At 58.0% G+C, this 23,153-nt stretch carries 34 protein-coding genes; 30 read left to right on the top strand and 4 right to left on the bottom strand.

Features of this window, described 5'->3' with window-relative positions; translation table 11 throughout:
* Positions 1-661: 661 nt before the first annotated feature.
* Positions 662-901 carry a hypothetical protein gene (locus ACTJK9_RS01205; protein WP_440811429.1) on the bottom strand — a complete coding sequence of 80 codons (240 nt, stop codon included), beginning with the start codon at positions 899-901 and terminating at the stop codon, positions 662-664.
* Between the two features lie 4 nt (positions 902-905).
* Positions 906-1,154 carry a DUF6555 family protein gene (locus ACTJK9_RS01200; protein WP_440811427.1) on the bottom strand — a complete coding sequence of 83 codons (249 nt, stop codon included), beginning with the start codon at positions 1,152-1,154 and terminating at the stop codon, positions 906-908.
* Between the two features lie 178 nt (positions 1,155-1,332).
* Between ACTJK9_RS01200 and ACTJK9_RS01195 the strand changes: the two genes are divergently transcribed.
* From ACTJK9_RS01195 to ACTJK9_RS01070, 26 genes are all read left to right on the top strand, one after another.
* Positions 1,333-1,668: an MFS transporter gene (locus ACTJK9_RS01195; RefSeq protein WP_236192752.1), complete on the top strand. Its 336-nt coding sequence runs from the start codon at positions 1,333-1,335 to the stop codon at positions 1,666-1,668.
* Positions 1,665-2,012 carry a hypothetical protein gene (locus tag ACTJK9_RS01190; protein WP_440811424.1) on the top strand — a complete coding sequence of 116 codons (348 nt, stop codon included), beginning with the start codon at positions 1,665-1,667 and terminating at the stop codon, positions 2,010-2,012. Before ACTJK9_RS01195 ends, ACTJK9_RS01190 begins: the two co-directional genes overlap by 4 nt.
* 52 nt (positions 2,013-2,064) lie before the next feature.
* Entirely contained in the window at positions 2,065-2,253 is a 189-nt protein-coding gene (locus ACTJK9_RS01185) for a hypothetical protein (protein ID WP_440811421.1), read from the top strand.
* Positions 2,250-2,501: a hypothetical protein gene (locus ACTJK9_RS01180; RefSeq protein WP_440811419.1), complete on the top strand. Its 252-nt coding sequence runs from the start codon at positions 2,250-2,252 to the stop codon at positions 2,499-2,501. Before ACTJK9_RS01185 ends, ACTJK9_RS01180 begins: the two co-directional genes overlap by 4 nt.
* Before the next feature lie 37 nt (positions 2,502-2,538).
* Positions 2,539-3,012, top strand: coding sequence for a hypothetical protein (locus tag ACTJK9_RS01175; protein WP_440811417.1), 474 nt, complete (start codon positions 2,539-2,541; stop codon positions 3,010-3,012).
* Positions 3,013-3,351: 339 nt separating this feature from the next.
* Positions 3,352-3,975: a putative metallopeptidase gene (locus ACTJK9_RS01170; protein WP_440811414.1), complete on the top strand. Its 624-nt coding sequence runs from the start codon at positions 3,352-3,354 to the stop codon at positions 3,973-3,975.
* Positions 3,976-4,006: 31 nt separating this feature from the next.
* Positions 4,007-4,483 (top strand): DUF2280 domain-containing protein, encoded by a 477-nt coding sequence (locus ACTJK9_RS01165; protein ID WP_440811412.1) that lies wholly within the window; start codon positions 4,007-4,009, stop codon positions 4,481-4,483.
* Positions 4,458-5,777, top strand: a complete 1,320-nt coding sequence (locus ACTJK9_RS01160; RefSeq protein ID WP_440811410.1) for a terminase large subunit domain-containing protein — start codon at positions 4,458-4,460, stop codon at positions 5,775-5,777. Before ACTJK9_RS01165 ends, ACTJK9_RS01160 begins: the two co-directional genes overlap by 26 nt.
* Positions 5,777-7,237: a DUF4055 domain-containing protein gene (locus ACTJK9_RS01155; RefSeq protein ID WP_440811408.1), complete on the top strand. Its 1,461-nt coding sequence runs from the start codon at positions 5,777-5,779 to the stop codon at positions 7,235-7,237. The genes ACTJK9_RS01160 and ACTJK9_RS01155 overlap by 1 nt, the downstream gene beginning before the upstream one ends.
* Complete coding sequence (locus tag ACTJK9_RS01150) at positions 7,155-8,267, top strand: minor capsid protein (RefSeq protein ID WP_440811405.1); 1,113 nt, start codon at positions 7,155-7,157, stop codon at positions 8,265-8,267. The genes ACTJK9_RS01155 and ACTJK9_RS01150 overlap by 83 nt, the downstream gene beginning before the upstream one ends.
* Before the next feature lie 8 nt (positions 8,268-8,275).
* Positions 8,276-8,764: a DnaT-like ssDNA-binding protein gene (locus ACTJK9_RS01145; protein ID WP_440811403.1), complete on the top strand. Its 489-nt coding sequence runs from the start codon at positions 8,276-8,278 to the stop codon at positions 8,762-8,764.
* Between the two features lie 3 nt (positions 8,765-8,767).
* Complete coding sequence (locus ACTJK9_RS01140; RefSeq protein WP_440811400.1) at positions 8,768-9,361, top strand: hypothetical protein; 594 nt, start codon at positions 8,768-8,770, stop codon at positions 9,359-9,361.
* 81 nt (positions 9,362-9,442) lie between these two features.
* A complete protein-coding gene (locus tag ACTJK9_RS01135; protein WP_440811398.1) occupies positions 9,443-10,216 on the top strand; it encodes a hypothetical protein in 774 nt (257 codons plus the stop codon).
* 3 nt (positions 10,217-10,219) lie between these two features.
* Positions 10,220-11,197, top strand: a complete 978-nt coding sequence (locus tag ACTJK9_RS01130; protein WP_103485001.1) for a major capsid protein — start codon at positions 10,220-10,222, stop codon at positions 11,195-11,197.
* A 55-nt stretch (positions 11,198-11,252) separates the two neighbouring features.
* On the top strand, positions 11,253-11,558 hold the full coding sequence (locus tag ACTJK9_RS01125) for a HeH/LEM domain-containing protein (protein WP_440811396.1): 306 nt from the start codon (positions 11,253-11,255) through the stop codon (positions 11,556-11,558).
* 10 nt (positions 11,559-11,568) lie between these two features.
* Positions 11,569-11,946, top strand: a complete 378-nt coding sequence (locus ACTJK9_RS01120; RefSeq protein WP_440811394.1) for a hypothetical protein — start codon at positions 11,569-11,571, stop codon at positions 11,944-11,946.
* A gap of 2 nt (positions 11,947-11,948) precedes the next feature.
* Positions 11,949-12,338, top strand: coding sequence for a hypothetical protein (locus tag ACTJK9_RS01115; RefSeq protein WP_440811392.1), 390 nt, complete (start codon positions 11,949-11,951; stop codon positions 12,336-12,338).
* 1 nt (position 12,339) lies between these two features.
* The gene (locus tag ACTJK9_RS01110; protein WP_440811389.1) at positions 12,340-12,993 is read left to right on the top strand and encodes a hypothetical protein; all 654 of its coding nucleotides are present in this window, start codon (positions 12,340-12,342) and stop codon (positions 12,991-12,993) included.
* The gene (locus tag ACTJK9_RS01105) at positions 12,990-13,406 is read left to right on the top strand and encodes a phage tail terminator-like protein (protein WP_440811386.1); all 417 of its coding nucleotides are present in this window, start codon (positions 12,990-12,992) and stop codon (positions 13,404-13,406) included. The genes ACTJK9_RS01110 and ACTJK9_RS01105 overlap by 4 nt, the downstream gene beginning before the upstream one ends.
* Before the next feature lie 70 nt (positions 13,407-13,476).
* Positions 13,477-14,133 carry a phage tail protein gene (locus tag ACTJK9_RS01100; protein ID WP_440811384.1) on the top strand — a complete coding sequence of 219 codons (657 nt, stop codon included), beginning with the start codon at positions 13,477-13,479 and terminating at the stop codon, positions 14,131-14,133.
* Between the two features lie 9 nt (positions 14,134-14,142).
* Entirely contained in the window at positions 14,143-14,523 is a 381-nt protein-coding gene (locus ACTJK9_RS01095; RefSeq protein WP_234205109.1) for a phage tail assembly chaperone, read from the top strand.
* 14 nt (positions 14,524-14,537) lie between these two features.
* Positions 14,538-14,840 (top strand): DUF1799 domain-containing protein, encoded by a 303-nt coding sequence (locus ACTJK9_RS01090; protein WP_440811846.1) that lies wholly within the window; start codon positions 14,538-14,540, stop codon positions 14,838-14,840.
* Positions 14,837-18,166, top strand: a complete 3,330-nt coding sequence (locus ACTJK9_RS01085; RefSeq protein ID WP_440811382.1) for a phage tail tape measure protein — start codon at positions 14,837-14,839, stop codon at positions 18,164-18,166. Before ACTJK9_RS01090 ends, ACTJK9_RS01085 begins: the two co-directional genes overlap by 4 nt.
* Positions 18,166-18,504: a phage tail protein gene (locus tag ACTJK9_RS01080; protein ID WP_440811380.1), complete on the top strand. Its 339-nt coding sequence runs from the start codon at positions 18,166-18,168 to the stop codon at positions 18,502-18,504. Before ACTJK9_RS01085 ends, ACTJK9_RS01080 begins: the two co-directional genes overlap by 1 nt.
* Before the next feature lie 9 nt (positions 18,505-18,513).
* Positions 18,514-19,263, top strand: a complete 750-nt coding sequence (locus ACTJK9_RS01075; RefSeq protein WP_440811378.1) for a phage minor tail protein L — start codon at positions 18,514-18,516, stop codon at positions 19,261-19,263.
* Between the two features lies 1 nt (position 19,264).
* Positions 19,265-20,029, top strand: coding sequence for a C40 family peptidase (locus tag ACTJK9_RS01070; RefSeq protein ID WP_440811377.1), 765 nt, complete (start codon positions 19,265-19,267; stop codon positions 20,027-20,029).
* A gap of 109 nt (positions 20,030-20,138) precedes the next feature.
* Here ACTJK9_RS01070 and ACTJK9_RS01065 read toward each other — a convergent pair whose 3' ends face one another.
* A complete protein-coding gene (locus tag ACTJK9_RS01065) occupies positions 20,139-20,387 on the bottom strand; it encodes a hypothetical protein (protein WP_280074971.1) in 249 nt (82 codons plus the stop codon).
* Positions 20,388-20,466: 79 nt separating this feature from the next.
* Complete coding sequence (locus ACTJK9_RS01060; RefSeq protein ID WP_440811375.1) at positions 20,467-20,775, bottom strand: hypothetical protein; 309 nt, start codon at positions 20,773-20,775, stop codon at positions 20,467-20,469.
* Positions 20,776-20,935: 160 nt separating this feature from the next.
* Here ACTJK9_RS01060 and ACTJK9_RS01055 point away from each other — a divergent pair, with 160 nt between their 5' ends.
* The 4 genes from ACTJK9_RS01055 (at position 20,936) to ACTJK9_RS01040 (ending at position 23,144) form a co-directional block, all read left to right on the top strand.
* Positions 20,936-21,568 carry an AbiU2 domain-containing protein gene (locus ACTJK9_RS01055; RefSeq protein WP_440811374.1) on the top strand — a complete coding sequence of 211 codons (633 nt, stop codon included), beginning with the start codon at positions 20,936-20,938 and terminating at the stop codon, positions 21,566-21,568.
* 85 nt (positions 21,569-21,653) lie between these two features.
* Positions 21,654-21,998 (top strand): hypothetical protein, encoded by a 345-nt coding sequence (locus ACTJK9_RS01050; RefSeq protein ID WP_440811372.1) that lies wholly within the window; start codon positions 21,654-21,656, stop codon positions 21,996-21,998.
* Between the two features lie 79 nt (positions 21,999-22,077).
* A complete protein-coding gene (locus ACTJK9_RS01045) occupies positions 22,078-22,641 on the top strand; it encodes a tail assembly protein (RefSeq protein ID WP_440811843.1) in 564 nt (187 codons plus the stop codon).
* A gap of 53 nt (positions 22,642-22,694) precedes the next feature.
* Positions 22,695-23,144 (top strand): hypothetical protein, encoded by a 450-nt coding sequence (locus ACTJK9_RS01040; RefSeq protein ID WP_440811371.1) that lies wholly within the window; start codon positions 22,695-22,697, stop codon positions 23,142-23,144.
* Positions 23,145-23,153 lie beyond the last annotated feature (9 nt).

Here is a 23,153-nt window from a genome sequence, read left to right as displayed (position 1 = left end):
AGATGTTGCCATGGTGGGGATTTTGATGTACTTTTTCCACACTGCGCAACTTACCTCCAGCGCACGGCAACTTCGAAACCCGGCCACCGCGTCGGGTTTTTTATTGCCCGCTCATCTGTTCGAAAGCACTCGGTGACTCGCACGGCTTCCAACGATTACGGCCCAATTTTTCTGGGTCTTCATTGGTGAGGTGGTTATGTCTACCGATTCGAGCTTCGAGGACCAAACTCAAAATTCTGTGCCATCCAAACCAGAACCAGGTACGGATGAGCCGATACTTGATCCTGACGATCCAAACAAATATGACCCTCTGAAGAATCCGCAGGATGATCGTCCAGAGGACTGGAAAGAACCCCCTGAGAGGGTTACACCAGAAGCGGATGAGCCTACACCGCTCTCCGATGACAGGCGTTGATAGAAACCCGGCCGTTGTGCCGGGTTTTTTATTGCTTCGAATTTACCTGTAGCCAGGGCAGCCTTCGGGAAGGCCTGGACGTCGATAGCCGGATAGTGCGACGTACGGAATCAACGCCGGCAGCCCGCGCACCCTGACCTCACCATTTGCTTCAGGGTGGCGCGAGACTGGATCAGCGAGATCGATGCATTGGGGCGTCGACGTTGAGAAGGCCTTTGGCGGACAGCGCGGAAAGACGCGCGTACATTATCTTTTCATCGATCTCCTGATACGCATCCAATCCTGATAGGCAGCGGTTCGACACGCATCTGCGTGAGCCTTTGCTTCAGTAAAGCGGGCCCAGGTGTCTGCATTGTCTCGATCGCCCTGGATGATTTTGTAAGCGGCTTCGTCAAGCCGATCAGCTTTGCGAAACAGTTCGGTATTTGCAGCTATCTGGTCATCCCATGACGGCTCATCGGCTGACCCAATCATTGCATCAATCATTGTCTCAGACCTCCTCCCACGTGACAGCGGTAGTTGCTCGCCACTTCACGTCGGTAATGCCGAAACGTTCCGCCATTGGCTTAGAGAAGCGCTTCAGCGGAGGGCGGCCCGGTTTTGGAATGGGGGCAATGCCGGCGTCACAACTCGCCCATTGCCATGCTTCCGAGTTGTTCATCAATTTGGTTCGGATGACAAACGACTTCGGTGTTCCGTGGAGCTTGTACTCAATTACAAAAATCTCTACCTGACTCACGAGTACCACTCCTTCTTGGCTCATGAGTAAGTGATTTTTGCCGTCAAAGAAAATTCAAAGAATTGTCTGACAATTCATAATTTACTGATTCTATTCATATTTATTCGTATCTTGTTTGTACGAGGCCTCTGCACTTGTAGAGGTTTTTCGTTCCCATCATGCACACGGAGTCGAGCGCATGGAGTATTTGCAGCGCCTGCTCGACAAGATCGACAGGTTTGAATTGCTGATCGCAGGACTGGTTGGCGCTGTCGTCGCAAGCTGGTGGCACAAGGACGATCTGGCCGACTGGCGCGCCTGGATGATCTTCCTCATCACCGGCATCGCTTGCTCGCTGTATCTGACGAGCATGGTCAGCACTTATCTGGGAGTGACCGAGCCGAAGATCGTCGCCGGAATCGGCTTCCTGCTCGGCACCTTCGGCGGATCGCTGCTTGCGGCCATCAACCGAGCCATCAAAGCCGCTGACCTCTGGGCGCTCATTCGCCAGCGGTTCGGGGGAGGCAACCCATGAATCTTGAACTGATCAACTCCATCGCCTGCGGCTTGATTGCCTTGTGGGCAACCTGGTGTGTTCTGAGCGGTCGAGTGCGGGACGGTGTCATCGGCAAGCTGATCTATTCGGCGATCGCCATCAGCGGGTTCGTTGTGATGAGCCGGGAGCAGAACATCTTCATGATGGGCCCGACCACCGCCGGGATCACGCTTCACGTCTCGCTGGCCCTGGCCGGCATGCGCCACATCTTCATGGTCATCTGGTGGCAGCGGGTGAAGGCCTGGTTGTGCCGGACGCTCAACTGTGAACACTGCCTGAGCTGTGACAAGGCGCCGGGCGGGATCGAACGGCGATCCAAGTAAATCGCCACACGTTTCGCGAATAAGCAAATTGTGTGGCGACACGGAGCAGCAAATGACCGCAGACATCCACGACATCGCTGATCAGCGCCCGCACCTGACGGTAGCGGCGGTTGACGGTGTCCACGTGATTCCCTGTGACCTGGTGCGCTCGGTGATCGCCGGCGACAAGCCACCGGCAATCCTGACCGAACCGGTTCTGCGCCGGATTATTGAAGAGTGGTTTCAGAAGGTGACGGCATGACTGCGAAGCTCGTTGAGTTCAAGCGTGAGGACTGGCGCGACGCTGCCAAGACCCTGCGCAAGATCGCTGACGACCTCGATCCCTGTGTGCATCCGGAATGCACTGTAGGCGCGCTGACCCTAATGGGGCCGAAAGGCGAGGTTACGGTGTTCGGTCTCGGACCCAAGTGCGACGACTTGCAGTGCTTGGGTGCAATGCGCCTGGGCGAGCAGAAGCTGATCGATGTGCTGCTGGATACCGGCGAGTAGTGGCATACTGCCTTTCCAACTAGGACGGGAGTAAGTCATGATTTTTCAGCATGTCGAATTACAGAATCAAAATCAGGTCGATCATAAAGCGGAGAGCATTGAAACGATTCGTGGGTATTGCGGCTATCTGCTCACTGGGTTATCGAAGTTCTTTGCTCTGCCCCACAACACCAGCAATTATGATGTTGTGTTTGTCGTGGATGAAACCAATCTGGTCTCCAACATTAATTCTCCCTACGGAAAAGCAAGAGGGCGACTGGCGATTCAGATTGTTGATGGCGTGGTTGGTGGCCGATATGTCTTCGAGAAGAACGTGCTCAGCAGTGATGGGCAAGAGATTTGGACTCCGATCTGGGCTATCCGTATTCTTCGTAATGGCAATGTTTTGCTTGGGGATGAGGGCAATATCGAGATAGAAGTGGCCAACCCTGGCCCCTTCAGCAATGCGATCAGTGCACCGGCAAAGTCCTTGCTTTACTGGATCGCTAGCACTCCCATCTTTCCGTCATAAGTGACGCTGACAAGCCCTGCTACGTGCGGGGCTTTTTCTTGTGTGAGATTCAATATGACAACCAAGCAACCCGACTGGGAGGCGATCGAACGAGCCTCCCCAGCCGGGATTGCAAACATCAGGGCTTACTGAGCAGGCAAGCAATCATTCCGGGCTATACACATTCCGGAGCAATCATCAAAACGATGATTGCTACTACAAGCACTGAGTAAAACTTTTTTTTCATCCTTTGAGCCTCATTGGTTTATGAGTGCTCATTAGGCCCGGCCGGCTCGCACATAGGCGGGCAATCTGCCTCTCTTTCGGGGGCGAACTCTGAATCGAGAAGGTTCTTCTGTTATGAATCGGCCTCTTCCTCCCGCGTCACTGGTCGAGCTGTCAGAGCTATCCGACTTTGGTATCCGCCTGAGCCCGGCGCCCGAGGTATGGGAGTGGCTCCAGGCCGAGATCCTTGCCGGCACCGGAAGCATCCACAACGAAGAGCATGCCCATCTGATCGATGCGGACATCCGCGTGATGTGGGCGTCTGCTGCCTTCACGAAAAAGGGTCGGACGGTGGTTGGTCAAGCCGAACAGGTAGCGTTCCGCGCCGGCGGCTGGCAGAAGGCCCGGATGGAACAGCAGATGCTGGATTGGTTCGGCGACGTGCCGGCTTACATCATCACTTTGGCTGCCGACTACTGCGCCGACTGCTCCGACTCTGACTTTTGCGCACTGGTCGAGCACGAGCTGTATCACATCGCCCAAGCGACCGATAAGTACGGTCAACCAGCTTTCACCCAAGACGGATTACCCAAGCTTGAGATGCGCGGACACGACGTTGAAGAGTTCGTCGGCGTGGTCCGCCGCTACGGTGCAAGCCCGGCGGTTCAAGAGCTGGTGGACGCTGCAAACAAACCTGCCGAGGTAGGGAAAATGAACATTGCGAGGGCCTGCGGAACCTGTCTGCTCAAGTCGGCCTGATTCTGGACAGGCTCTGGACGGATGAAAATCTATGGCAGCCCTTCAAAACGACGTGAAGGCCTTTATCGTTCAGGCCTTGGCGTGCTTCGACACGCCCTCACAGGTCGTTGAAGCCGTCCAAAAGGAATACGGGATATCGGTGACTCGCCAGCAGGTGGAGACACATGACCCCACGAAGACATCAGGGAAAGGCCTGGCGAAGCGCTGGGTGACGATGTTTGAAGATGCTCGCAAGCGCTTCCGTGAAGAAACCGCCGAGATCCCGATCGCGAACCGTGCCTACCGCCTGCGTGCAATGAACCGATTCGTAGAAAAAGCCGAGACGATGAAGAACATTGGACTGGCCATGCAGATCTTGGAGCAGGCCGCGAAGGAAGTCGGAGACGTTTACGTGAATCGTCGCCTCGAACCTGAAAAACCTCTGGGCTCCCAAGCGGACCAGCAGCACGCCGTTGCTGAGTACACCCTGGAGCCTGATGAGAATGTCCCCGCTACCCCGTACCTATGACCCGCCCGTAAAGCTGACGCCGAAACAGGCGAACATTTACTGCTGGGGCTTTCAGCCTCAGGCGCGCTTCCGCGATGCGGTGTGTGGCCGACGGTTTGGCAAGACGTTCTTGGGTAAGGCTGAGATGCGACGCGCTGCTCGGCTGGCTGCTGAGTGGGGCGTGAGCGTCGAGGACGAGATCTGGTACGGCGCGCCGACCTTCAAGCAGGCCAAACGCGTGTTCTGGCGTCGGCTGAAGCAGGCAATCCCCGAAGCGTGGCGTGCACACCGCCCGAACGAAACGGAATGTTCGATCACCCTCAAGTCTGGCCACGTCATGCGTGTGGTGGGGCTCGATAATTACGACAACTTGCGCGGCTCCGGCCTGTTCTTCGTCCTGGTGGATGAATGGGCAGACTGCCCATGGGAAGCCTGGGAAGAAGTCCTGCGGCCCATGCTTTCGACCTGTCAGTACACGATTCCCGGTGCGGGGGCTCGGAAGGGTGGCCATGCACTGCGCATCGGTACACCAAAGGGCTTCAACCACTGCTACGACACGTTCCAGGACGGACGTCCGGGTCATGAGCCTGATCACAAGAGCTGGCTATACACCTCGCTCGATGGCGGCAATGTTCCGGCTGAAGAGCTTGAAGCGGCCCGTCGCAAGATGGACCCTCGAACCTTTCGGCAGGAATACGAGGCCAGCTTCGAGAACTACGCGGGTGTCGTCTATTACACGTTCAATCGTGAGGCGAACCGTACCAGCGAGACCATAAAGCGCGGTGAGGCGCTGCATATCGGCATGGACTTCAACGTTATGAAAATGGCGGCCGTCGTGCATGTGATTCGCGATGATTTGCCACTGGCGCTCAGCGAATTCTCAGATGTGCGGGACACGCCCGAGATGATCGAGAAGATCAAGCTGCGCTTCCCCGACCACAGCATTGCGATTTACCCGGATGCCAGCGGCCAGAACACCAGCAGCAAAAGTGCGAGCGAATCGGATCTGTCGCTGCTCAGGAAGGCCGGCTTCACCGTGGTGGTGGATTCGACCAACCCGGCCGTGAAAGACCGGGTCAACGCCATGTGCGCGATGTTCGCCAACACGTATGGCGAGCACCGGTACCTGATCAACGTCGACCAGTGTCCGAAATACACGCAGTGCCTGGAACGGCAGATCTACACAGACAAGGGCGAACCCGACAAGAAAGCCGGTTATGACCACCTGGTGGACGCCCCCGGTTATTTCATTGCCAAGCGGTACCCGATCAAAACACGCACAGGCGGAACACGCCGAATTGGAGGCTTGGCCTGATGCCAGTGCAATCGACAAACCCCGACTACGACGCGCACATTGCCGAGTGGGAGATGATGGACGACGCGCTCGAGGGTGAGTGTGCCGTGAAGCGTAACGAGCGCAACCTGCCCAAGCCGAGCGGAATGGTTGAAGCAGAAAAGCTCGACGGTGCGGGCAACAAGTACCTCTACGAGAACTACACGGCCCGCGCTCAGTACGAGCACTGGGTACGCGACTCGCTGCGTTCGATGATGGGCCTGGTTTCTCGGTTGATCCCGGAGATCGAACTGCCCGCCGGCCTGAAAGGACTGGAGGACAACGCCACGGCGGACGGCTTCGGTCTGAAGCAACTGTTCTTCCGCATGGTGCGTCAGGCTATCTCGCATGGTCGGGTGCCGCTGGTAGTGAACATCGATGATCGCGGCGAACCGTATTTCTCGACGTATGCCACGCGCAACGCCATCAACTGGGACACTGCTGATCAGGGCGGCCGGCAGGATCTGGTCCTTTCGGTGTTCCGCGAGTTTCGCAAGAAGGGCGGCGATCGCTACAGCCACGACTGCGACACGGTTTACCGTGAGTTCTTTATGCAAGGCGATACCTGCTATACATCGGTGCGTAACGAGGGTGGCGAGCTCGTCGAGGATGAGAAACCGTTGGGCACCACCGGCACGGACAACCGGCTGCTCAGAGGCCTGGCCTACCTTCCGGTGATCTACTGCGGCTCTACCGACAACTCGCCAGACGTTGACGAGGTGCCGTTGCTGACCATGGCGCGAGCCGCGTTGAAGTCGTACCAGCTGAGTGCCGACTACTTCACCGCATTGCACCAAACCAGTCATCCGCAACCGTGGGTGTCTGGCCTTGATGACTCCGTAGAGCTCAGTGTGACGGGGCCATCGGCGGCGTGGGATCTTGGGCCCAGCGGACAGTGCGGCTATCTGGAGTTCCAGGGTGCCGGCGTCGAGGCTGTTCGCAAGGCCATGGATAACCAGAAGAACGCCGCGCTTGAAGCGGGTGCCAAGGTCATGGATGTCGGCGGAACCGAGTCGGGCGAAGCGCGCAAGACACGTCAGAACGACCAGCACGCCACGCTACACAGCATTGTCGTCACGGTGGCAGAGGCAGTGGAGCAGGCGCTGCGCTACGCCGCTGAGTGGAAGGGATACGACCCCAAGCAGGTCAAGTTCAAGGTGAGCCCTGAATTTGTGACCCCTGTGGTCGATGCCCAGGTGCTTGCTGAGCTGCTCAAGGGCGTGATGGCCGGCACGATCAGCGCCGACACCTACTGGCAGTACCTCACCACCGGCAAGTTGCCGGAACGCCCATACGAAGACGAAGCCGATCTGATCAGCGATGAGCGCGAGTCGGCCGGCATTAACCTGGACAAAGAAGATGCCAACGACAAGCCAGGCTCAGGCGGACAGCCAACTGCTGGAGCAGACGACCCGTCACTCGGTAATGCTGGAGCGGCTTAAGGCTGGCGAGGTTAAAAAGTTCGAGAAGTACCTGCGCCAGATCGACAAGTTGGCGCGCGAGCAGTTGACCCGCAAGGAGCTGACCACCTACAGCCGGGACCGCCTTGAGCAGTTTCTGGCCCGAGTGGATGGCAAGCTGCTGGAGATCTACAAGTCCTACGGTGATCTGGTTCAAGCCGATTTGGTCGATATCGCGCTGTACGAATCGAGTTTTGAGGCCAAGAGCCTGAGCAATGCGCTCTCTATCGATGCGGTTGTGCCGACCAACACGGTGATCCGCGCTGCGGTGTTCTCCTATCCGCTGCAGGTGAAGGGCATCGACGGCGGCAAGTTGCTGAAGAGCTTCGTCAGTGGCTGGACGCGCACCGAGACGATGCGGATCACGAACACCATCCGCCTCGGCTTCGGCCAAGGCCAGACCAACGCCCAAATCATCCAGGCCCTTCGCGGCACTGCGGCGCAGAACTTTACGGACGGCGCATTGGCGGTGAGCAACCGCAACGCCGCATCTGTGGTACAGACTGCGATCCAACATGTTGCCACCACGGCCCGGATGGAAACGTTGAAAGCGAACAGCGATGTGGTGCTGGGTTATCGCTGGGTGTCGACGCTCGACCGCAAGACCTCGCAGCAGTGCAAGGGCCTGGACGGCATACGCTTCGATCTGGGTAAAGGGCCTTTGCCGCCGGCGCACATCAACTGCCGGTCGACCACGGTGCCGACCACCAGGCTTTCGGAGACGTTTGCCAAGGACGCCACGCGCGCTTCGGTGGGCGACAATGGCGGGGTGCAAGTCGATGCCAGCCTGAACTATTACGAGTGGCTGGCAACACAGCCGGCGAGTTTCCAAGATCATGCGCTCGGCCCGGTGCGGGCCAAGTTGTTCCGCGATGGCGGGCTGACGCCGGAGAAGTTCGCCAAGCTGCAGCTCGACAAGTCGTTCAAGCCGTTGACACTGGTGCAACTGAAGGCGGCTGAGCCTGACATGTTCATCCGAGCAGGCGTTACACTCGGCGCTCAACCAGGCTGAGATAGCACATGCAGATCATTGTTGAGGACGGGAAGGGTAGGCCGGACGCGAATAGCTTCGTACCGCTGGAGAAGCTGACCTTCTATCGCGACTACTACGGGTTCCGGATACCTGAAGCAGAGGCCGAGCAGGTGGAACTGCTGCTGCGCGCTGCGGCCGACATCAACTGTCGACAGTGGAAGGGTCGAAAAGCCAATTCTGATCAGACTATGGCTTGGCCACGGCGTGACTGCAAAATCGAATACCAGACGCTCTCCGAGACATTCGTGCCTTTTGAGCTTGAATGGGGGCAGGTGCGGCTGGCTGTCGAGCTGTATGCTGCCGAGCAAGGCTTCGAGATCGTAGAGCCAACGCATTGCACGGAGCCAAACGGGCGACGAACGCGGCTCAATCGCGATACACCGGGTTTTCGCATGCGCCCACCGCCGTATGCACCGAGCAGGACTCAGTTCGCGGACTACCTTAAAATGCGCGGATTATTTCTGGCTAAGGGATAGCTGATGTTCAGATTTCTGCGTTGGGTGTTTTTGCTTGTTGTGCTGATCACTATGATCGGGTTGGCCTTTTTGCTGGGACTGTCATATGGCCTCGGCAATAATCACGAAAAGTTCATCGCCGAAACCGTACCTGTCCTTTCTATGCTTGGCGGATGGGTCTCAGGCATTGGCGCGCTAGCAGCCGTCCTCACAACTCTCTGGCTCGCAGATAAGCAGCGAAGGGAAGATGTCGAGCACGTAAAAGTTACTGTGAATATGGCGCTAGCAGGGCACAGTGATCCTTGGTTTATTTCCATCCAAGCTGTCGCGGATGGAAAGCGTCCGGCCACATTAAGGGCGCTTACATTTACGTCGCCCCACGCAAAACATGCTGCCCACATCACTGGGTTCATGCCTTTCGGGGACCAGTTGCCTATACAGCTCAGCTACGGTGAAAAAGCTGATTTTCATCTCGAATACGGTACTGAGGAAATGCTAAGAAATTTTGTTAATCAACACTGCAAGGGCAACTCAGCAGGATTGAAAGCTGTGATTTCAACAAACCTTAATTCTTTCACCGCCAACGTTGATAAAAACTTTCTCACTCTAAATACCTAACTGCTACCGAAACAATGAACCCGCCAATGGCGGGTTTTTTTATGCCCGTCAGGCGGGCCAACCAATCCCCAGGGGATAACCATGCCATTTGAATTCGACCCGGCCGCCGCTGGCCTCACCCTCGACGCAACCCAAACCGCAGCCCTCCAGGAGGCGCTTGGCGGAAAGGTTCAGGAGTATCTGGACAAAGAAGTAAACGGGCTCAAGTCCAAGAATCAGGAATTGCTCGGGTCCAACCGTACCATCAAGACCGAACTGGACAAGCTGAAAGGTCAATTCGAAGGCTTGGATATCGACGCGGTGAAAGGCTTGCTCGCGAAGGTGGGCCAGGACGAAGAAACGAAACTGATCGCCGAGGGCAAGCTCGACGAGGTTATCAACCGCCGCACTGAGCGCCTGCGCACCGACTCCGAGAAGCAAATCAAGGCCGCCAACGAGCGCGCCGACAAGGCTGAAGCATTCGCTGCCAAGTACAGCGACAAGGTGCTGGCCGACTCCATCCGCGCTGCTGCCATCAAGGCCGGCGCGCTCCCAGAGGCTGCCGAGGACATCATCCTGCGCGCCCGGGGCACTTTCAAACTCAGTGAAGACGGCGAGGCAATTGCCACCGACCGTGACGGCGAGGTCGTTTACGGGAAGGACGGGAAAACCCCGCTTTCGCCGCTCGAATGGGCGGAATCACTGCGTGAAACAGCAACACACCTGTGGCCAAGGGCTCAGGGCGCCGGGCAGATCGGCGACAACGGTGGCAAGGCCCCGAAGAAATGGGGCGAGTACACCGAGCAGGAGCGCGCCGCGCTGGCCCGGGACAACCCCGACGCATTCAAAAAACTCCAGGCCACCAAAGGAACCTAATCCATGGCAACTACCCAACTGACCGACATCTTCGTCGGCGACTACTACGCCTCCCTGGCGCCGGTTAACAGCCCGGAAAAGACCGCTGTTTACGAGTCGGGCATCGTGACTCGCTCGCCTGTGCTGGATGCGATCGCCTCCGGCAGTCAAGGCACTGCTGAGATCAGCTACTGGCAGGATCTCAACGCTGATGAAGCCCCGAACATCAGCAACGATGACCCGAACGACCAGGGCGAAGTCGGCAAGGTTGAGCAGGACAGCATGCGTGCCCGCGTCCTGTACCTCAACAAAGGTTACGGCGTAACCGATTTGACCGCGGAACTGGCCAACACCGAGCCACAGCAGCAGATTCGGAACCGCTTCGGTACCTACTGGACTCGTCAGTGGCAGCGCTACACCTTGGGTGCTGCTCGCGGCATCATCGCCTCGAACATCGCCAATAACGGCGGTGACATGGTCATCGACGCGGGCGCGACCATCAACGCCAATGCCTTTCAGGATGCCGCGTTTACCGCCGGCGATGCTGCTGATCAGTTCGGCGCGATCGGCGTGCACTCGGTCGTGATGAACCAGATGGTCAAGCAAGACCTGATCGAGTACCTGCGCGACTCCGACGGCAAAATCATCTTGGCCACCTACCTGGGCAAACCGGTGTTTATGGATGACGGTCTGGTCTATGGCGCTGGCAAATACCTGTCTGTGTTCTTCGGCCAGGGCGCATTCGGCTACGGCGAAGGTGCCCCGAAGGTGCCGGTCGAGCTGGAGCGTAAGCCGGGCGGGGGCAACGGTGGCGGTGCGGAAGTGCTGTGGGAGCGGAAGACCTACATCCTCCAGCCTGCTGGTTTCAGCTGGAAGGGTTCTGAAGCACAGAACGCCAGCCCGACCGCGACCCAATACGCCGCCGCAGCCAACTGGCAGCGCGTGTTCAGCCGTAAGCAGGTTCCATTCGCAGCGGTGATCAGCGGTACCACCACGCCGTAACTCGGCCCACACAACCTGGCGCCCGTATGGCGCCGGGATGCTTTTGAGGTGACTTATGAAAGTGATCTACACGCACAAGCCAGGCAAAGAGCGCGGCGTGTGCTACCGCCTGCTGAGCGAATTCTTCGGTGTCATCGGCTCCGCTACCGAGGTGGTCGTCGATGGCGATGCCCCGGATATCGTCGATGCCTACCAAGCGGCCGGCATCAAGGTATCCGACGGTAACGAACAGGAAGCCCCGGAAACCGACCCTCTGAAAATGAAGGTTCCCCAGCTAAGAGAATGGCTGACCGAGAAGGGCATCACCTTCGATCCGACCGCCAAGAAAGAAGACCTGCAGGCCTTGGTGCCGGCGGAATAAGGAAAAGCACATGACTGACTTCATCACCGTCGCCGATGTTGACGCCCAGCTCGGTCCTGGTTGGGCCGGCACCGGTGATCCGGTCCTTGCCGTGACCATGGCCAATGCCTGGCTCACGACCAAGATTAAGCGGGCTGTCCCAGATCCGGTTCCGGCCGAGATCAAAACAGCCGGTGCTCAGGTCGCCAAAGAGGCGGCGGCGGGCAAGCTGTACACGTCCACGCAAAAGGAAGTGCAGAGCAAGACCGTATCGGCTCAGTCCGGCACGTCGGTGAGCAAAACCTACGTGGCGGGCTCTACCGATCAGTCAGCGGGCGTGAATTTCGCCGTGGCGCTGCTCGATCCGTGGATCAAGCGCTCCGGTGTAATGATGCTCAAGAGGACCTGATCATGGGCATGCGGGAAGAGATCCAGGCCGAAATGGCTGAGGCATTCGATGATCCTGATGGCCTTGCCGACGCGGTGAAGCCAGTGACAGGTGTGCGCAAGGTTGTGGGCGATTATGACCCTGACTTGGGTGGCGCCCCCGAAGTGACCACCACCTACGGCGGTCGTGGAGTATTTGGCAGTTACCTGGCCAAAGAAATCGACGGGTCCTTGATCCAGACGACCGACGAAAAGCTGCTGGTACTGCAAAACGAGCTATTCATCACCGTGATGGGCGAGCCAACAGCAGAGGCTGCCACTCCAAAAATTGGCGACATCATTGGCGGCAAGCGCGCGCTCAACGTTGCTGAGGATCCTGTAGGTGCCACTTGGACCATTCAGTTGAGGGTCTGACGTGAGTAAATACACAGGCCTCAACGGCAGTTTCGCCGAGAACATCCGTCAGTTTGCCGAACAGGCCCAGGCAGGGCTCGACGCCACCTTCCGCGAAATCGTGATCGAGATCGGTAGCAGCGTCATCCGCATGTCACCGGTGGGTAACCCCGAGATCTGGGCCGCGAACGTGGCGCATCGCGCAACCAACACCCGCGCCGCCGATGACTACGATTTCAAGGTCGCCGTGCGCAACACCCTCATCAATCTCGATGAGAGCAATTTCACCAAAGCCGGCAAACTGAGGCGAGGCGTGAAGTATGCGAAGCCGCTGACAAAAACCGAGCGCGACCAAAACTTCAACGTGAATGGACTGGTTGCCGGCAAGGATTACGTCGGCGGCCGATTCCGCGGTAACTGGCAATTCTCGATTGGTACGCCGGCTGAAGGTGAGCTTGATCAGGTCGATCCGGCCGGCGGCGTCACGCTGGCGAAGCTCAGACTTCAGGTCGAGCAACTGACCATTGGGCAAACGGCGTACATAGTGAACAACCTGCCATATGCGGTGCCGCTCGAGTACGGCCATTCCAAACAGGCACCGGGCGGCATGGTGCGCATAACGCTCGCGCGGTTCCAGCAGATCGTCGACGAAGCCATCAGGAACAACCAGGTATGAGCCACAACATCATCGCTTCGATCTACGAAGCCAGACTGATTGCCTGGGCGAAAGCGCTGCCGGTGCCCATCAAGGTTGTCGTCGAGAACGAGACCTATGAGCCCGTAACTGGCGTCACCTACCTTCGAGCTTTCACTCTGCCGGGCGATACCGCAAGCGGCACGCTCGGCGGTGATCACAAGCTGTTCACCGGTGTGTTTCAAGTCAGCATCGTGACGCCGGCGGGCAAGTATCGCGGCGCGGCCGGCGCGCTGGCTGACCAGATAGCGGCGCTGTTCCCTCTGTACGAGCGCAACACGAAGAGTTCGTTGACCGTGGTGACCATGACGCCAGTTGATCAGGGCCCCGGCATTCCCGACGACACGACCTACACCGTACCGATCTCGTTCGCATACCGCGCAGACACCAACTAATCCGCCCATTGGGCAAACCCAGAACCCGCCGTTGAGCGGGTTTTGTCATTTCTGAAGAGAGGAAAACCCCATGGCCGGCATTCAAATGCCCAACGGCGCAACGTTCGAAATTGCTTCCGCCTATGGCGCTGCAATCCCATTCACCGCCCTGACCAATGCCAACCCGGCAGTGGCGACCGCGGCAGCGCACGGACTGGCCGAGGGCGACATTATCGCTCTAAGCTCTGGCTGGACCCGCCTGGACGGCCGCGCCGTACAAGTCGGCGAGATTGCCAGCGGCACCTTTGCGCTCGATGGCGTGAACACCGCGAATATTCAGCAGTATCCGGCTGGCTCCGGCGTCGGTACCGCGCGCGAAGTGACGACCTTCACCGAGATCTCGAAAATCACCGAGCTCGGATCGAGCGGCGGCGATCAGCAGTTTCTGACGTTCGGCTTCTTGGCTGACGATGACGACCGCCAGATGCCGACCACCAAAAACCCGATCACACTGACCATCACGGTCGCCGACGATCCGTCGCAGCCCTATGTCGATGTCTGCGAGGCCGCGGACGACGACAAACAGGCCCGCGTTCTGCGCCTGAACCTGCCCGGCGGCAGCCGCATCATCTACAACGGCTACGTCTCGATCACTTCGACCCCGACCATGTCGCGCAACAACCTGATGACCCGCGTTATCAGCATCGCGCTGACCGGCCGCCCAACCCGTTACAGCGCCTCGGCGTAAGGAAGGCACATGGCAAAGTTCACACTCGCCCGGAATCCAACCTTCAACCACGTCGTCATGCTGCCAACGGTAGGTGGTGACCCGGTCAGCGTCGAGTTCGAGTTCAAATATCGCGATCGCACCGAACTCGCTGGGCTCTACGCGGAGTGGGGTGAGCGTCACAAGGCGCTCAAGGAGAAAGCGGAAGAGGCCGGCATTGAGCAGTTCACGGCTTTGCTGATTGATCTGCAGGTCGAGCAGTTGAAGGCGATTGTCGCCGGCTGGGATATCGCCGAAGAGTTCACCGACGAAAACCTGCGCATCCTGGTCAAATCAATCGCCGCCACGCCGGGCGCGGTACTGGCCGCTTATTCCGATGCCTTCAGCAACGCACGTCTGGGAAACTCCTAAGCGTCTCCCGCAAGCTGTACGAGCCGGGGCCGTCAGCCGAATCGCTGGCGGCCTTCGGCCTTTCTCTTCGTGACATGCCCGATGAGATCTGTGAGGTCTGGCCTGATGTATGGCAAGCCTTCAAGGTCTTCGAGGCCATGGGCACTCAGTGGCGTACAGGCGCGTGCGGCGCTACCGGACTCGATTACACGTCAATTCGCCATGTCGCCAGCTTTCTCGGCCTTACCCGCTTGGAGGTCGCCGACGTCTTTCCAGACATTCGTGTCATGGAAGCTGAAGCCCTGCGGGTGATGGCGGAACAGAGGGACAGTAAATGAGCACCACCTTCGCGTCCCTCGGTATCGAGGTGAACTCCTCGTCGGCATCCAAGGCGGCTGACGATCTCGACAAGCTGGTCGACTCGGCAGTTGATGCCGAAAAGGCGATTGATGATCTCGGCAAGTCGGGCGAGGGCCTGGCCAACACCGGCAAGAAGATCAGCCAGGCCGAGAATGAGGCTGCTCAGGGCATCGACAAGGCCACGGGCGCCAAAGAGCGCCAGGTCGATGCCAGCCGCAAGGCGGGTGCCAGCGCGGCCAGTGAAATCGCGATCATCAGCCAGCTCGACAAGGCGATGTCCGGCAACATCGGCAGCATGGAACAACTGATCCAGGCAGAAGGCTTGCTGGAGCGAGCCAGGAAGGGCGGTCTCGTCACCATCGAGCAGCAGGAGTCCTATCAGGATCGGCTTGGCAAGGCGTATGAGCGGATCGAGAAAGCTGAAGCCAAGGAAATGGCGCAGAAGCAGCGGCTGATCGACGCTGAAAACCGTCAGATCGAGGCGTTGAAGCGCACGGTCAACGGCATCGACCCGGTCACTGCGAAGCTGGCAAAGCTGGAGGCGCAGGAGAAAGCGCTCAACGATCTGTACAAGGCCGGCCAGATCGACGCGACTCGTTACGGTGAGGCGCTGGCGAAGATCGGCAAAGACCGTGACGGCCTGACCGCGACAGAAACTGCATTCGACAAGCTGAAGCTCGGCACCCGCCAGGCGCAAGAGAACGTGATGCAGCTGACCAATGCCCTGCAGTCTGGGGATTGGGGGAGTGGTGCGCGGGCTGTCGCTCAGTTGGGTGCCGGTGCGGGTGCGTCTGCCAAGAGCCTGGCTGCAGCACTGATTCCCGCCGGCTTGCTGGCCGGTGTCCTCGGCGCGCTGGGGTATGCCTACTTCGACGCGCAGAAGCAGGCCCGCGAGTTCAACGTCGCTATCAACGGCGGATCGAACGATGCCGGTCAGAGCATTGCCAGCCTCAAGGTTATGGCTGAATCCGCCGGGGCGATCACTGAGAACTTTGCTGGCGCTCGCGAGGCGGTGATTGCGCTGGCTTCCGGTGCCGCCACCAGCGGCGTCCAAATGCAGAACCTGGCTCAGGCCGCCGCAGCAATAGGTGAAGTGACAGGGAAGGGCGCTGGAGACATCGCCAAATCGCTCGCAAATGCCGGTGACACCGCTACAGAAGCCGCCGAGAAGATCAGCGACCAGTATGGGCTGCTTACCTACGAGCAGTACCAAACGATCAAGGCGATTGATGATCAGGGAGACCATCAGCGAGCACTGGACGTCCTCAGTGAAGATCTCAATCAGTCGGCCTTGGAGCGTCTGAAGAACTACCGCGAATCCCTGTCCGACATCGAGCGTGACTGGGATCGGGTGAAAGTGGCCATCAAGGGTGCCTATGCTGAAGTCCGGTCAGAGATTTTCCCTGATCTGGCAAAGCAGATTGAGATCACCCAGCGCGTGCTGGATACCCGGAAGGGTGGTGGTGTAGCTGGTGCGCTATCCAACGGGCTCAGCTGGCTGAACTCTTCGCTGGGGCTGGATGACGGTGAGAACGACGACTCGACACCTGCATTGGAGGCCAAGCTTGCAGGACTGAAGGCACGCTTATCAGCGAGCGAAAGCAACACTGCCGCGACTGGCGAAGCGACTCGGGCGAACAAGGAATTGATCGCTGTCCAGAAGGAACTGGACAAGCAGATGGACAACCTGAACCCACTCGCAAAGCGTGAAGAGGCCTACAAGAAGCTCAACGATCAGTTCACGACGCTTTATCAGGATGCCGAAAAGACCGGTCAGAAATCCCCATTGCTCGACGGTGTGTTCTTCGACGGCCAAAAGTTCTCTGGTGGCGCCTACGACAAGCTGCGCAAGGCAATCGACGAGCAGAAAAAGGACCCAAAAGCAGCCGCGGGTAGCGTCGATCTATCCGGCTTCAATGACTCGAAAAACGCACTCAATATCGTGCTTGCCGAGTACAAAAACGCTCAAAAGGACTTGGAGGCGTCGCAAAAGGCCGGCCTGATCTCGCAGGCTGATTATTTGCAAGCGCGCGAAGCCATGATCGGCAACGAGCGCGACGAAGTTACTGCTGCGTATGAGGCTGAGATCGCCGCGCTGGAAGCGGCGAAGAGCAAAGCCGGCACATCGGCCGCACAGCGCATCCAGCTTGACCAGAAAATCGCCGACGCCCGGGCCGCCATGGTCAAGGTGCAGCAGGATGCTGACACCGAACTGAGCGTGCTGGCGAAGAACGAAGAGGGCCGGCTGAAGAAACAGACCGAGGCCGTCAACACCTATAGCAGCGCGCTGCAGCAACAAGTCAAAACTCTGCGTGAGCAGGGCCAGCGTGCGGCGGCGGGAATCGGTCTGGGAGATCGTCAGCGCGATCTGATGAGCCAGCAGAACGGCATCGACGATCGCTTCAATCAGCAGAAGCTGGATCTGGCGAACCAGTACGGCGATGGCTCGCGCGGCATGAGCCTTGACGAGTACACGCAGAAGCTGGCGGCGCTGAAGGCAACCCAGCAGGACCTGCACGACACGGTTCAAGCCAACTACGACGAGATGACAGCATCCCAGGGCGACTGGAGTGCCGGAGCCTCGTCAGCATGGCAGAACTATCTGGAATCCGCACAGAACGCCGCGGGGCAGACGAAAAGCCTGCTCACCAATGCGTTCAGCTCGGCAGAGGACGCTGTAGCGAGTTTCGCCATCAACGGCAAATTCTCGTTTTCTGACTTCACCAAGTCGGTGTTGGCGGATATGGCGAGGATCGCTACCCGACAGGCAACGTCACAAGGGCTCAGCGCTCTGTTCGGTATTGCCGCATCAGCGGCGGGGTCGTACTTCGGTGGTGGTGGCGGGAATGGGCTCGCGGCTGGTTCTGCCGGTGCCGTGTCTTCAGATCTCGGTGCATCGCAGGTTGGCTATACCGGTATCGATTTTTCTGGATACCGGGCTGCTGGCGGACCTGTTGCGCCGAACTCTCTGTACGAAGTCAACGAACTGGGGCCAGAGCTCTATAACGAGGGTGGCCGGTCGTTTCTGATGACTGGTGCCAACGGCGGTAGCGTCACGCCACTGACCACCGGTGGTGGGCCTGCACTGGCCGCAATGTCTGGTGGTGGGGGCAACACGTACAACTTTCCGGTGGCGGTCTCGGTGCAGACATCCGGGAGCGATGGGGTGGGTGTTTCGCAAGAGACAACCAACCAGCTTGGCAAAAGCATCCAGCAGGCAGCCAAAACCGAAGCGGAAACCGCGATCGCCAGAGCGTTACAGCCGGGCGGTTCGATCTGGCGCCTGACAAATGGGAGGGGCTGATGGCCATCGAGAAATTTACCTGGCCAACCGAGCGCGGGGAAACACCCGATATCAGCTATCGGGTGCGCACCTCGAAGTTCGGCAATGGCTACGCGCAAAACGTCGGAGACGGACCGAACAACAAGGAGGACTCGTACCCGGTTACCTGCGTAGGTCAAAAGGCCAAGGTGTTGGAGATCATGAAGTTCCTCGACCGGCACGCTGGTGCGAGGGCGTTTCTCTGGACAACACCGCTCGGCGAGCTCGGTCTGTTCACCTGCAAAAATCCCGCTCCAACTCCGGTGGGCGGCGGCGTTTTCAAACTCACCGCCACTTTCGAGCGGGCATTCCAACCATAAGGGGCAATCATGCCGCTGATCAGTGACATCCAGGTGCTTGAGCCTGGCAGCGAAGTGCTGCTCTTTGAATTGGACGGCACGGACTACGGCGCGGACGTGCTGCGCTTCCACGGGCACGCGATACCGCACACAGCGGCCGAGCTGATCGCCGCCGGCGACAACGCGGACCAGCTGCCGGCGAAGGCGATTTACTGGCAAGGCAACGAGTACAGCGCCTGGCCGATGCAGATTGACGGGATCGAGGCGAACGGCGACGGCACTGCGGTGCGGCCTACGCTTTCGGTCGGCAACGTCAACGGGCGCATCACCGCGCTCTGTCTGGCGTTCGAGGATTTGCTCGAGTTCAAGCTGACGATGCGCCACACGCTTGGCACCTACCTGGACGCGGCGAACTTCCCCGCCGGCAACCCAATGGCAGATCCGACGCAGGAGACGATCGAGGTCTGGTACATCGACCAGAAAACGAACGAGGACGGAGAGACGGTCAGTTGGGAGTTGGCCAGCCCGGGCGACGTGGGTAACGAGTCCATTGGCCGACAGGCTACGACGCTGTGTCATTGGTGCCTCACCGGCGGCTACCGGGGGCCGAACTGTGGCTACACCGGCCCGTACGTGACCAAGGACGGCGTCGTTACGGACAACCCTGAACTGGACGAGTGCGATGCCACGCTGGGCAAGGGATGCATCCCACGCTTCGGCGAGGGAAACCCGCTGTCATTCGGTGGGATGCCCGCTGTTTCGCTGATCGCACGGAGCTGATATGCGCAAACACATTTTGAACGCCATGCAGGCTCACGCGGCGGCCGAGTACCCGAAGGAGTGCTGCGGGCTATTGATCGCCGTGGGCCGCAAGCAGCAGTACTACCCGTGCCGCAACGTCTCTACCGAGCCAAACGAGGAATTCCGGATCGATCCCGAGGAATACGCAGCGGCCGAAGACATCGGTGAAGTGATCGGCGTGGTGCACTCGCATCCGGACGCCACCAGCCGGCCGTCACCGCGCGACCTGGCCATGTGTGAGGCAACGGCCATGCCGTGGCACATCCTGAGCTGGCCCGAGGGCGACCTGCGCACCGTGATGCCTTCCGGCGAGGTGCCGCTGCTCAAGCGGCCATTCGTGCACGGTGCCTGGGACTGCTGGCAGGTCTGCGCCGACTGGTACAAGCGCGAATGGGGGCTGGAGTTCGAAGCCTTCAAGCGCGCCGACGGCTGGTGGGAGAGCAAGGACAACACCAGCCTGTACGAGGCGAACTATGAGGCCGCCGGCTTCTACCGAGTCGACCAGCCGCAACGCGGCGACATGATCGTGATGGAAGTGGGGCGGACGGTTTATCCGAACCATGCCGGGATCTTTCTCGGCGTGGATCCGGCACTGCCTGGCGAGGATGCCGCGACGTTCGGCCCCGGGCCTTTTCTGCTGCACCACCTGTACGGCAGGCCATCCGAGGTTATCGTTTTCGGTGGGCCGTGGCTCGACCGAACACGCCTGATTCTCAGGCACAAAAATGCACAACCAACCAAATAACGCGGCCAGTCCGCGGGAGATAGATTTATGAGTCAGCCATTTGAAGTAACACAAGACGGTAAAGTGCGCATTGTCGAAGCTGTCATCCGCGACAATGCGCCAATCAAAGCTACAGCGGCTTAGCTCCCACACCTTTCTTAATCGCATCCTGAACATTGCTCAGGTCGCCGCCAACTGCGTCGAGAGGCAGGTTAAACGCGCCCGATTCTGCATCCGGCTGACGGGTGTTTTTGAAGAAGTCGATGTACTTCGTCAGCTCCGCTTGGTCGTAATCCGGGCGTGAGCGGAGATAGAGCGAGATTGCACCGAGAGCGGACATCACCCCGGCTTCGAATGATGACAGTTGCGTTTTGCTCATTTCACTTTCCTTGCGTTAACGCGCCGAAATTGGCGCTATCCCAGTCCTTGGGCTTGCAGGCAAAGGACTGGGGAGTCCTTCACCAGCCCCAAGTAGAAGTGGAGTCAGACACAAACTTCGGCATTAGAACCTGGAACAATTCCTTGTCTCTATACACAGTTTGGTAGGGCGAAATGCCAGTGACATTGCCCATGAAATCACGCTGTGTGTATCGGGTACCTTCTATGGCGGTTTTTATCTGGGTTGCTGTGATCGATTGATCCAATTGCTTCTCGAGGTCCTGTCGTAGAACCTCTACATCAGTGTAAAAACCCGCCTTACCAGTCTGATTTTTGATCAGCAAATATTGGAATACAGCCTCATCCAAATTCATACCACTATTAGCCACGCTGATACCTCATTTCTCAATTGACGTTGGCGGAACGCTACTACGATTGGATCCAATCCTTCTACTGGACTTTCATCCACGCTGGATGGGTGGACAGGCATTGAGGTGCTATAAGCGCCGTGACATCCTCTCGGCTTTGGAGTGGCCATTGGAGCTGGAGATGTTGAGTCATGAAGAAGTTAGAGCGCAGTGCGTGGCGGCCATGGGAGCGGACTTGGGCATCATGTATTGCGACCTCAACGACCACCTGATAGATATCCTGCTGCTATGGAAGCAATACGAGGCGCTTTTTGGCGTAGATCAAGATACTGTTCGTGTTCTTAACGACGCCGCCCCGACATTCTTCAGCGTTGTGCAGGCGCAGCTCTGGGACGGCGTAATGCTGGGCATTTCGAGGCTAACCGACCCACCAGTTAGCGCCGGGAAGAAAACACTCTCGATCAGAGCTATTCCGGATCTTGTGACTGACCTGGCTGTTAAAGCCAAAGTAGAAAGCGCTATCAACTTAGCGTTAATCGAGGCGGAGTTCACAAGGGCACACCGCAATAAGCGGATCGCGCACAACGATTTAGTGCGTATTCAGAACCAGATCGCAAACCCGCTACCCCCAGCAAGTCGTCAAAAAATCAAGGCTGGTTTGGATGCCATCTCTGTAGTGATGGAGGTTTTGAATGGGCACTATCGTGAGTCGACAATGCTGTACGACGATCTAATTTTTGACGGGGGCGCTGGTAGCGTTGTGTATTTGCTGAGAGACGCATTGAAGCATCGAGATAGCGAGCTTGAGCTCTGATTGAAATCCCGACCCCAGCGCCGGGCTTTTTCATTTCCGCCCAGCCCAGTGATATCGTTCACCCTTTTCCACAGGAGTGACCTGCATGAAGTTGATCGTAGGAGCGCTGGCGGTAGTGCTGTTGGCTGGGTGTGTATCCCCTGGGGATCTTCAGAAAAATGACCCGAGCTTCAAGGCAACAACCGCGAAAGACCCCAAGCGTTATGCGCTGTGTGTTTTCCCGAAATGGCAGGACGCCAGAAGCGATGCCTCAATGTCCGAGACAGAAAACGGATACAGATTGCTGGTCGCGAGCAACAATATGACCGACGAGCTGCTGGATATACGCAAAGCACCGAAGGGCAGTACCGTAACGCTGTATCAGCGCATGGCATGGTCGCCGGGCTATGGCCGAGGAGACATGAAGCAGGCGATAAAAGATTGCCTTTGAACACCCAAAAAACAGCCGCCGAAAGGCGGTTTTTTTATGTCTGGAGAAAACCGTGACAGCAACTGCACATTGTCGCCCAATGATGACGAGCATTCTTCTATCGGGTCCGCTGATTAAACTGTTCGGCCGAGTTCACTACCGCGAACTGGGCAGTCGTTCCGTAGGGGAGGCGTTCAAGGCGCTGAAGTGCACGCTGGAGGGGTTCGACGCAGCGATCAAAGATTTGGAGCGGCGCGGTCTGCGCTTCGCCATTTTCCGGAACAGAAAGAACGTACCTGAGAAGGATTTCGCGCTGGGCGGCGCTCAGGAAATCCGCATCGTGCCGGTGGTTGGCGGCAGCAAGCGTGCTGGCCTGCTTCAAACGATCATCGGCGCAGTCCTGATTGCTGCATCGTTCATTCCGGGGTTTCAGGCTTTGGCCCCGGTGGGCATTGCACTCGTTGCCGGCGGTGTCATCCAAATGCTCAGTCCGCAGGCCTCGGGCCTAAAGCAGAGCGCGTCCCCCGAAAACGCCCCGTCCTACGCCTTCGGCAGCGCCAAGAACACTACGGCCAGCGGGAACCCGGTGCCGATCTGTATCGGAGAACGCCGGTGGGGCGGGATGATCATCTCCGCATCTATTTTGGCGGAAGACAAAATCTGAATTTCTAGCGGCCATATGACATCATCGTGATTTAGCTAAGGTATCGCTAGGTGATGGATCAATTCGTTCATTTCGTTGAAGTAGAAAATAAATTTGAGGAAACCTGGTCCTATGAATGCGAGCCACTTCCCAATCTGTCCATAGATTCGATTGCTTACCTACTTTTTTCCGATAAGTCTGGCTTTTGGCTGGGAGAGGTCAGTCGCTGGAGTGATGTTAGGCAGATCAAAAATAAAAAACGCTCGCAGCGTTGGGTTTTTGAGTTCGGCAGAGGGAGAGGTTTCGGGAGCCATGCGACAGACCTACTCAATCTGTGTCATCGATCTCTGACCGCTAGCGACTTTAATAAAATCGATGGCTACTTCAGCTCCAGTCACAGTCTCGTCGAGGAGGCCGACATCAAAAGTGCTCTAGCGCTGAACCTTTCTGACGCTCGAGAGGCGATTGCAAATTACTATCGTGTCGAGTCAAGACAGGTCGAAATTCTCATAAGAAGTAATTAGTTCTACATA

It is taken from the genome of Pseudomonas sp. 22082, assembly GCF_052046055.1.
GTDB classification, from domain to species: domain Bacteria; phylum Pseudomonadota; class Gammaproteobacteria; order Pseudomonadales; family Pseudomonadaceae; genus Aquipseudomonas; species Aquipseudomonas pharyngis.
Note: the sequence above shows the minus strand (reverse complement) of the source record. Positions and strands in the feature narration are given on the sequence as shown.

Bases quoted from the DNA above. Each gene is read 5' to 3' on its own strand.
- ACTJK9_RS01205 (WP_440811429.1), bottom strand. From the start codon at position 901: ATGATTGATGCAATGATTGGGTCAGCCGATGAGCCGTCATGGGATGAC.
- ACTJK9_RS01195 (WP_236192752.1), top strand. From the start codon at position 1,333: ATGGAGTATTTGCAGCGCCTGCTCGACAAGATCGACAGGTTTGAATTG.
- ACTJK9_RS01190 (WP_440811424.1), top strand. From the start codon at position 1,665: ATGAATCTTGAACTGATCAACTCCATCGCCTGCGGCTTGATTGCCTTG.
- ACTJK9_RS01185 (WP_440811421.1), top strand. From the start codon at position 2,065: ATGACCGCAGACATCCACGACATCGCTGATCAGCGCCCGCACCTGACG.
- ACTJK9_RS01180 (WP_440811419.1), top strand. From the start codon at position 2,250: ATGACTGCGAAGCTCGTTGAGTTCAAGCGTGAGGACTGGCGCGACGCT.
- ACTJK9_RS01175 (WP_440811417.1), top strand. From the start codon at position 2,539: ATGATTTTTCAGCATGTCGAATTACAGAATCAAAATCAGGTCGATCAT.
- ACTJK9_RS01170 (WP_440811414.1), top strand. From the start codon at position 3,352: ATGAATCGGCCTCTTCCTCCCGCGTCACTGGTCGAGCTGTCAGAGCTA.
- ACTJK9_RS01165 (WP_440811412.1), top strand. From the start codon at position 4,007: ATGGCAGCCCTTCAAAACGACGTGAAGGCCTTTATCGTTCAGGCCTTG.
- ACTJK9_RS01160 (WP_440811410.1), top strand. From the start codon at position 4,458: ATGTCCCCGCTACCCCGTACCTATGACCCGCCCGTAAAGCTGACGCCG.
- ACTJK9_RS01155 (WP_440811408.1), top strand. From the start codon at position 5,777: ATGCCAGTGCAATCGACAAACCCCGACTACGACGCGCACATTGCCGAG.
- ACTJK9_RS01150 (WP_440811405.1), top strand. From the start codon at position 7,155: ATGCCAACGACAAGCCAGGCTCAGGCGGACAGCCAACTGCTGGAGCAG.
- ACTJK9_RS01145 (WP_440811403.1), top strand. From the start codon at position 8,276: ATGCAGATCATTGTTGAGGACGGGAAGGGTAGGCCGGACGCGAATAGC.
- ACTJK9_RS01140 (WP_440811400.1), top strand. From the start codon at position 8,768: ATGTTCAGATTTCTGCGTTGGGTGTTTTTGCTTGTTGTGCTGATCACT.
- ACTJK9_RS01135 (WP_440811398.1), top strand. From the start codon at position 9,443: ATGCCATTTGAATTCGACCCGGCCGCCGCTGGCCTCACCCTCGACGCA.
- ACTJK9_RS01130 (WP_103485001.1), top strand. From the start codon at position 10,220: ATGGCAACTACCCAACTGACCGACATCTTCGTCGGCGACTACTACGCC.
- ACTJK9_RS01125 (WP_440811396.1), top strand. From the start codon at position 11,253: ATGAAAGTGATCTACACGCACAAGCCAGGCAAAGAGCGCGGCGTGTGC.
- ACTJK9_RS01120 (WP_440811394.1), top strand. From the start codon at position 11,569: ATGACTGACTTCATCACCGTCGCCGATGTTGACGCCCAGCTCGGTCCT.
- ACTJK9_RS01115 (WP_440811392.1), top strand. From the start codon at position 11,949: ATGGGCATGCGGGAAGAGATCCAGGCCGAAATGGCTGAGGCATTCGAT.
- ACTJK9_RS01105 (WP_440811386.1), top strand. From the start codon at position 12,990: ATGAGCCACAACATCATCGCTTCGATCTACGAAGCCAGACTGATTGCC.
- ACTJK9_RS01100 (WP_440811384.1), top strand. From the start codon at position 13,477: ATGGCCGGCATTCAAATGCCCAACGGCGCAACGTTCGAAATTGCTTCC.
- ACTJK9_RS01095 (WP_234205109.1), top strand. From the start codon at position 14,143: ATGGCAAAGTTCACACTCGCCCGGAATCCAACCTTCAACCACGTCGTC.
- ACTJK9_RS01085 (WP_440811382.1), top strand. From the start codon at position 14,837: ATGAGCACCACCTTCGCGTCCCTCGGTATCGAGGTGAACTCCTCGTCG.
- ACTJK9_RS01080 (WP_440811380.1), top strand. From the start codon at position 18,166: ATGGCCATCGAGAAATTTACCTGGCCAACCGAGCGCGGGGAAACACCC.
- ACTJK9_RS01075 (WP_440811378.1), top strand. From the start codon at position 18,514: ATGCCGCTGATCAGTGACATCCAGGTGCTTGAGCCTGGCAGCGAAGTG.
- ACTJK9_RS01070 (WP_440811377.1), top strand. From the start codon at position 19,265: ATGCGCAAACACATTTTGAACGCCATGCAGGCTCACGCGGCGGCCGAG.
- ACTJK9_RS01065 (WP_280074971.1), bottom strand. From the start codon at position 20,387: ATGAGCAAAACGCAACTGTCATCATTCGAAGCCGGGGTGATGTCCGCT.
- ACTJK9_RS01055 (WP_440811374.1), top strand. From the start codon at position 20,936: ATGTTGAGTCATGAAGAAGTTAGAGCGCAGTGCGTGGCGGCCATGGGA.
- ACTJK9_RS01050 (WP_440811372.1), top strand. From the start codon at position 21,654: ATGAAGTTGATCGTAGGAGCGCTGGCGGTAGTGCTGTTGGCTGGGTGT.
- ACTJK9_RS01045 (WP_440811843.1), top strand. From the start codon at position 22,078: ATGATGACGAGCATTCTTCTATCGGGTCCGCTGATTAAACTGTTCGGC.
- ACTJK9_RS01040 (WP_440811371.1), top strand. From the start codon at position 22,695: ATGGATCAATTCGTTCATTTCGTTGAAGTAGAAAATAAATTTGAGGAA.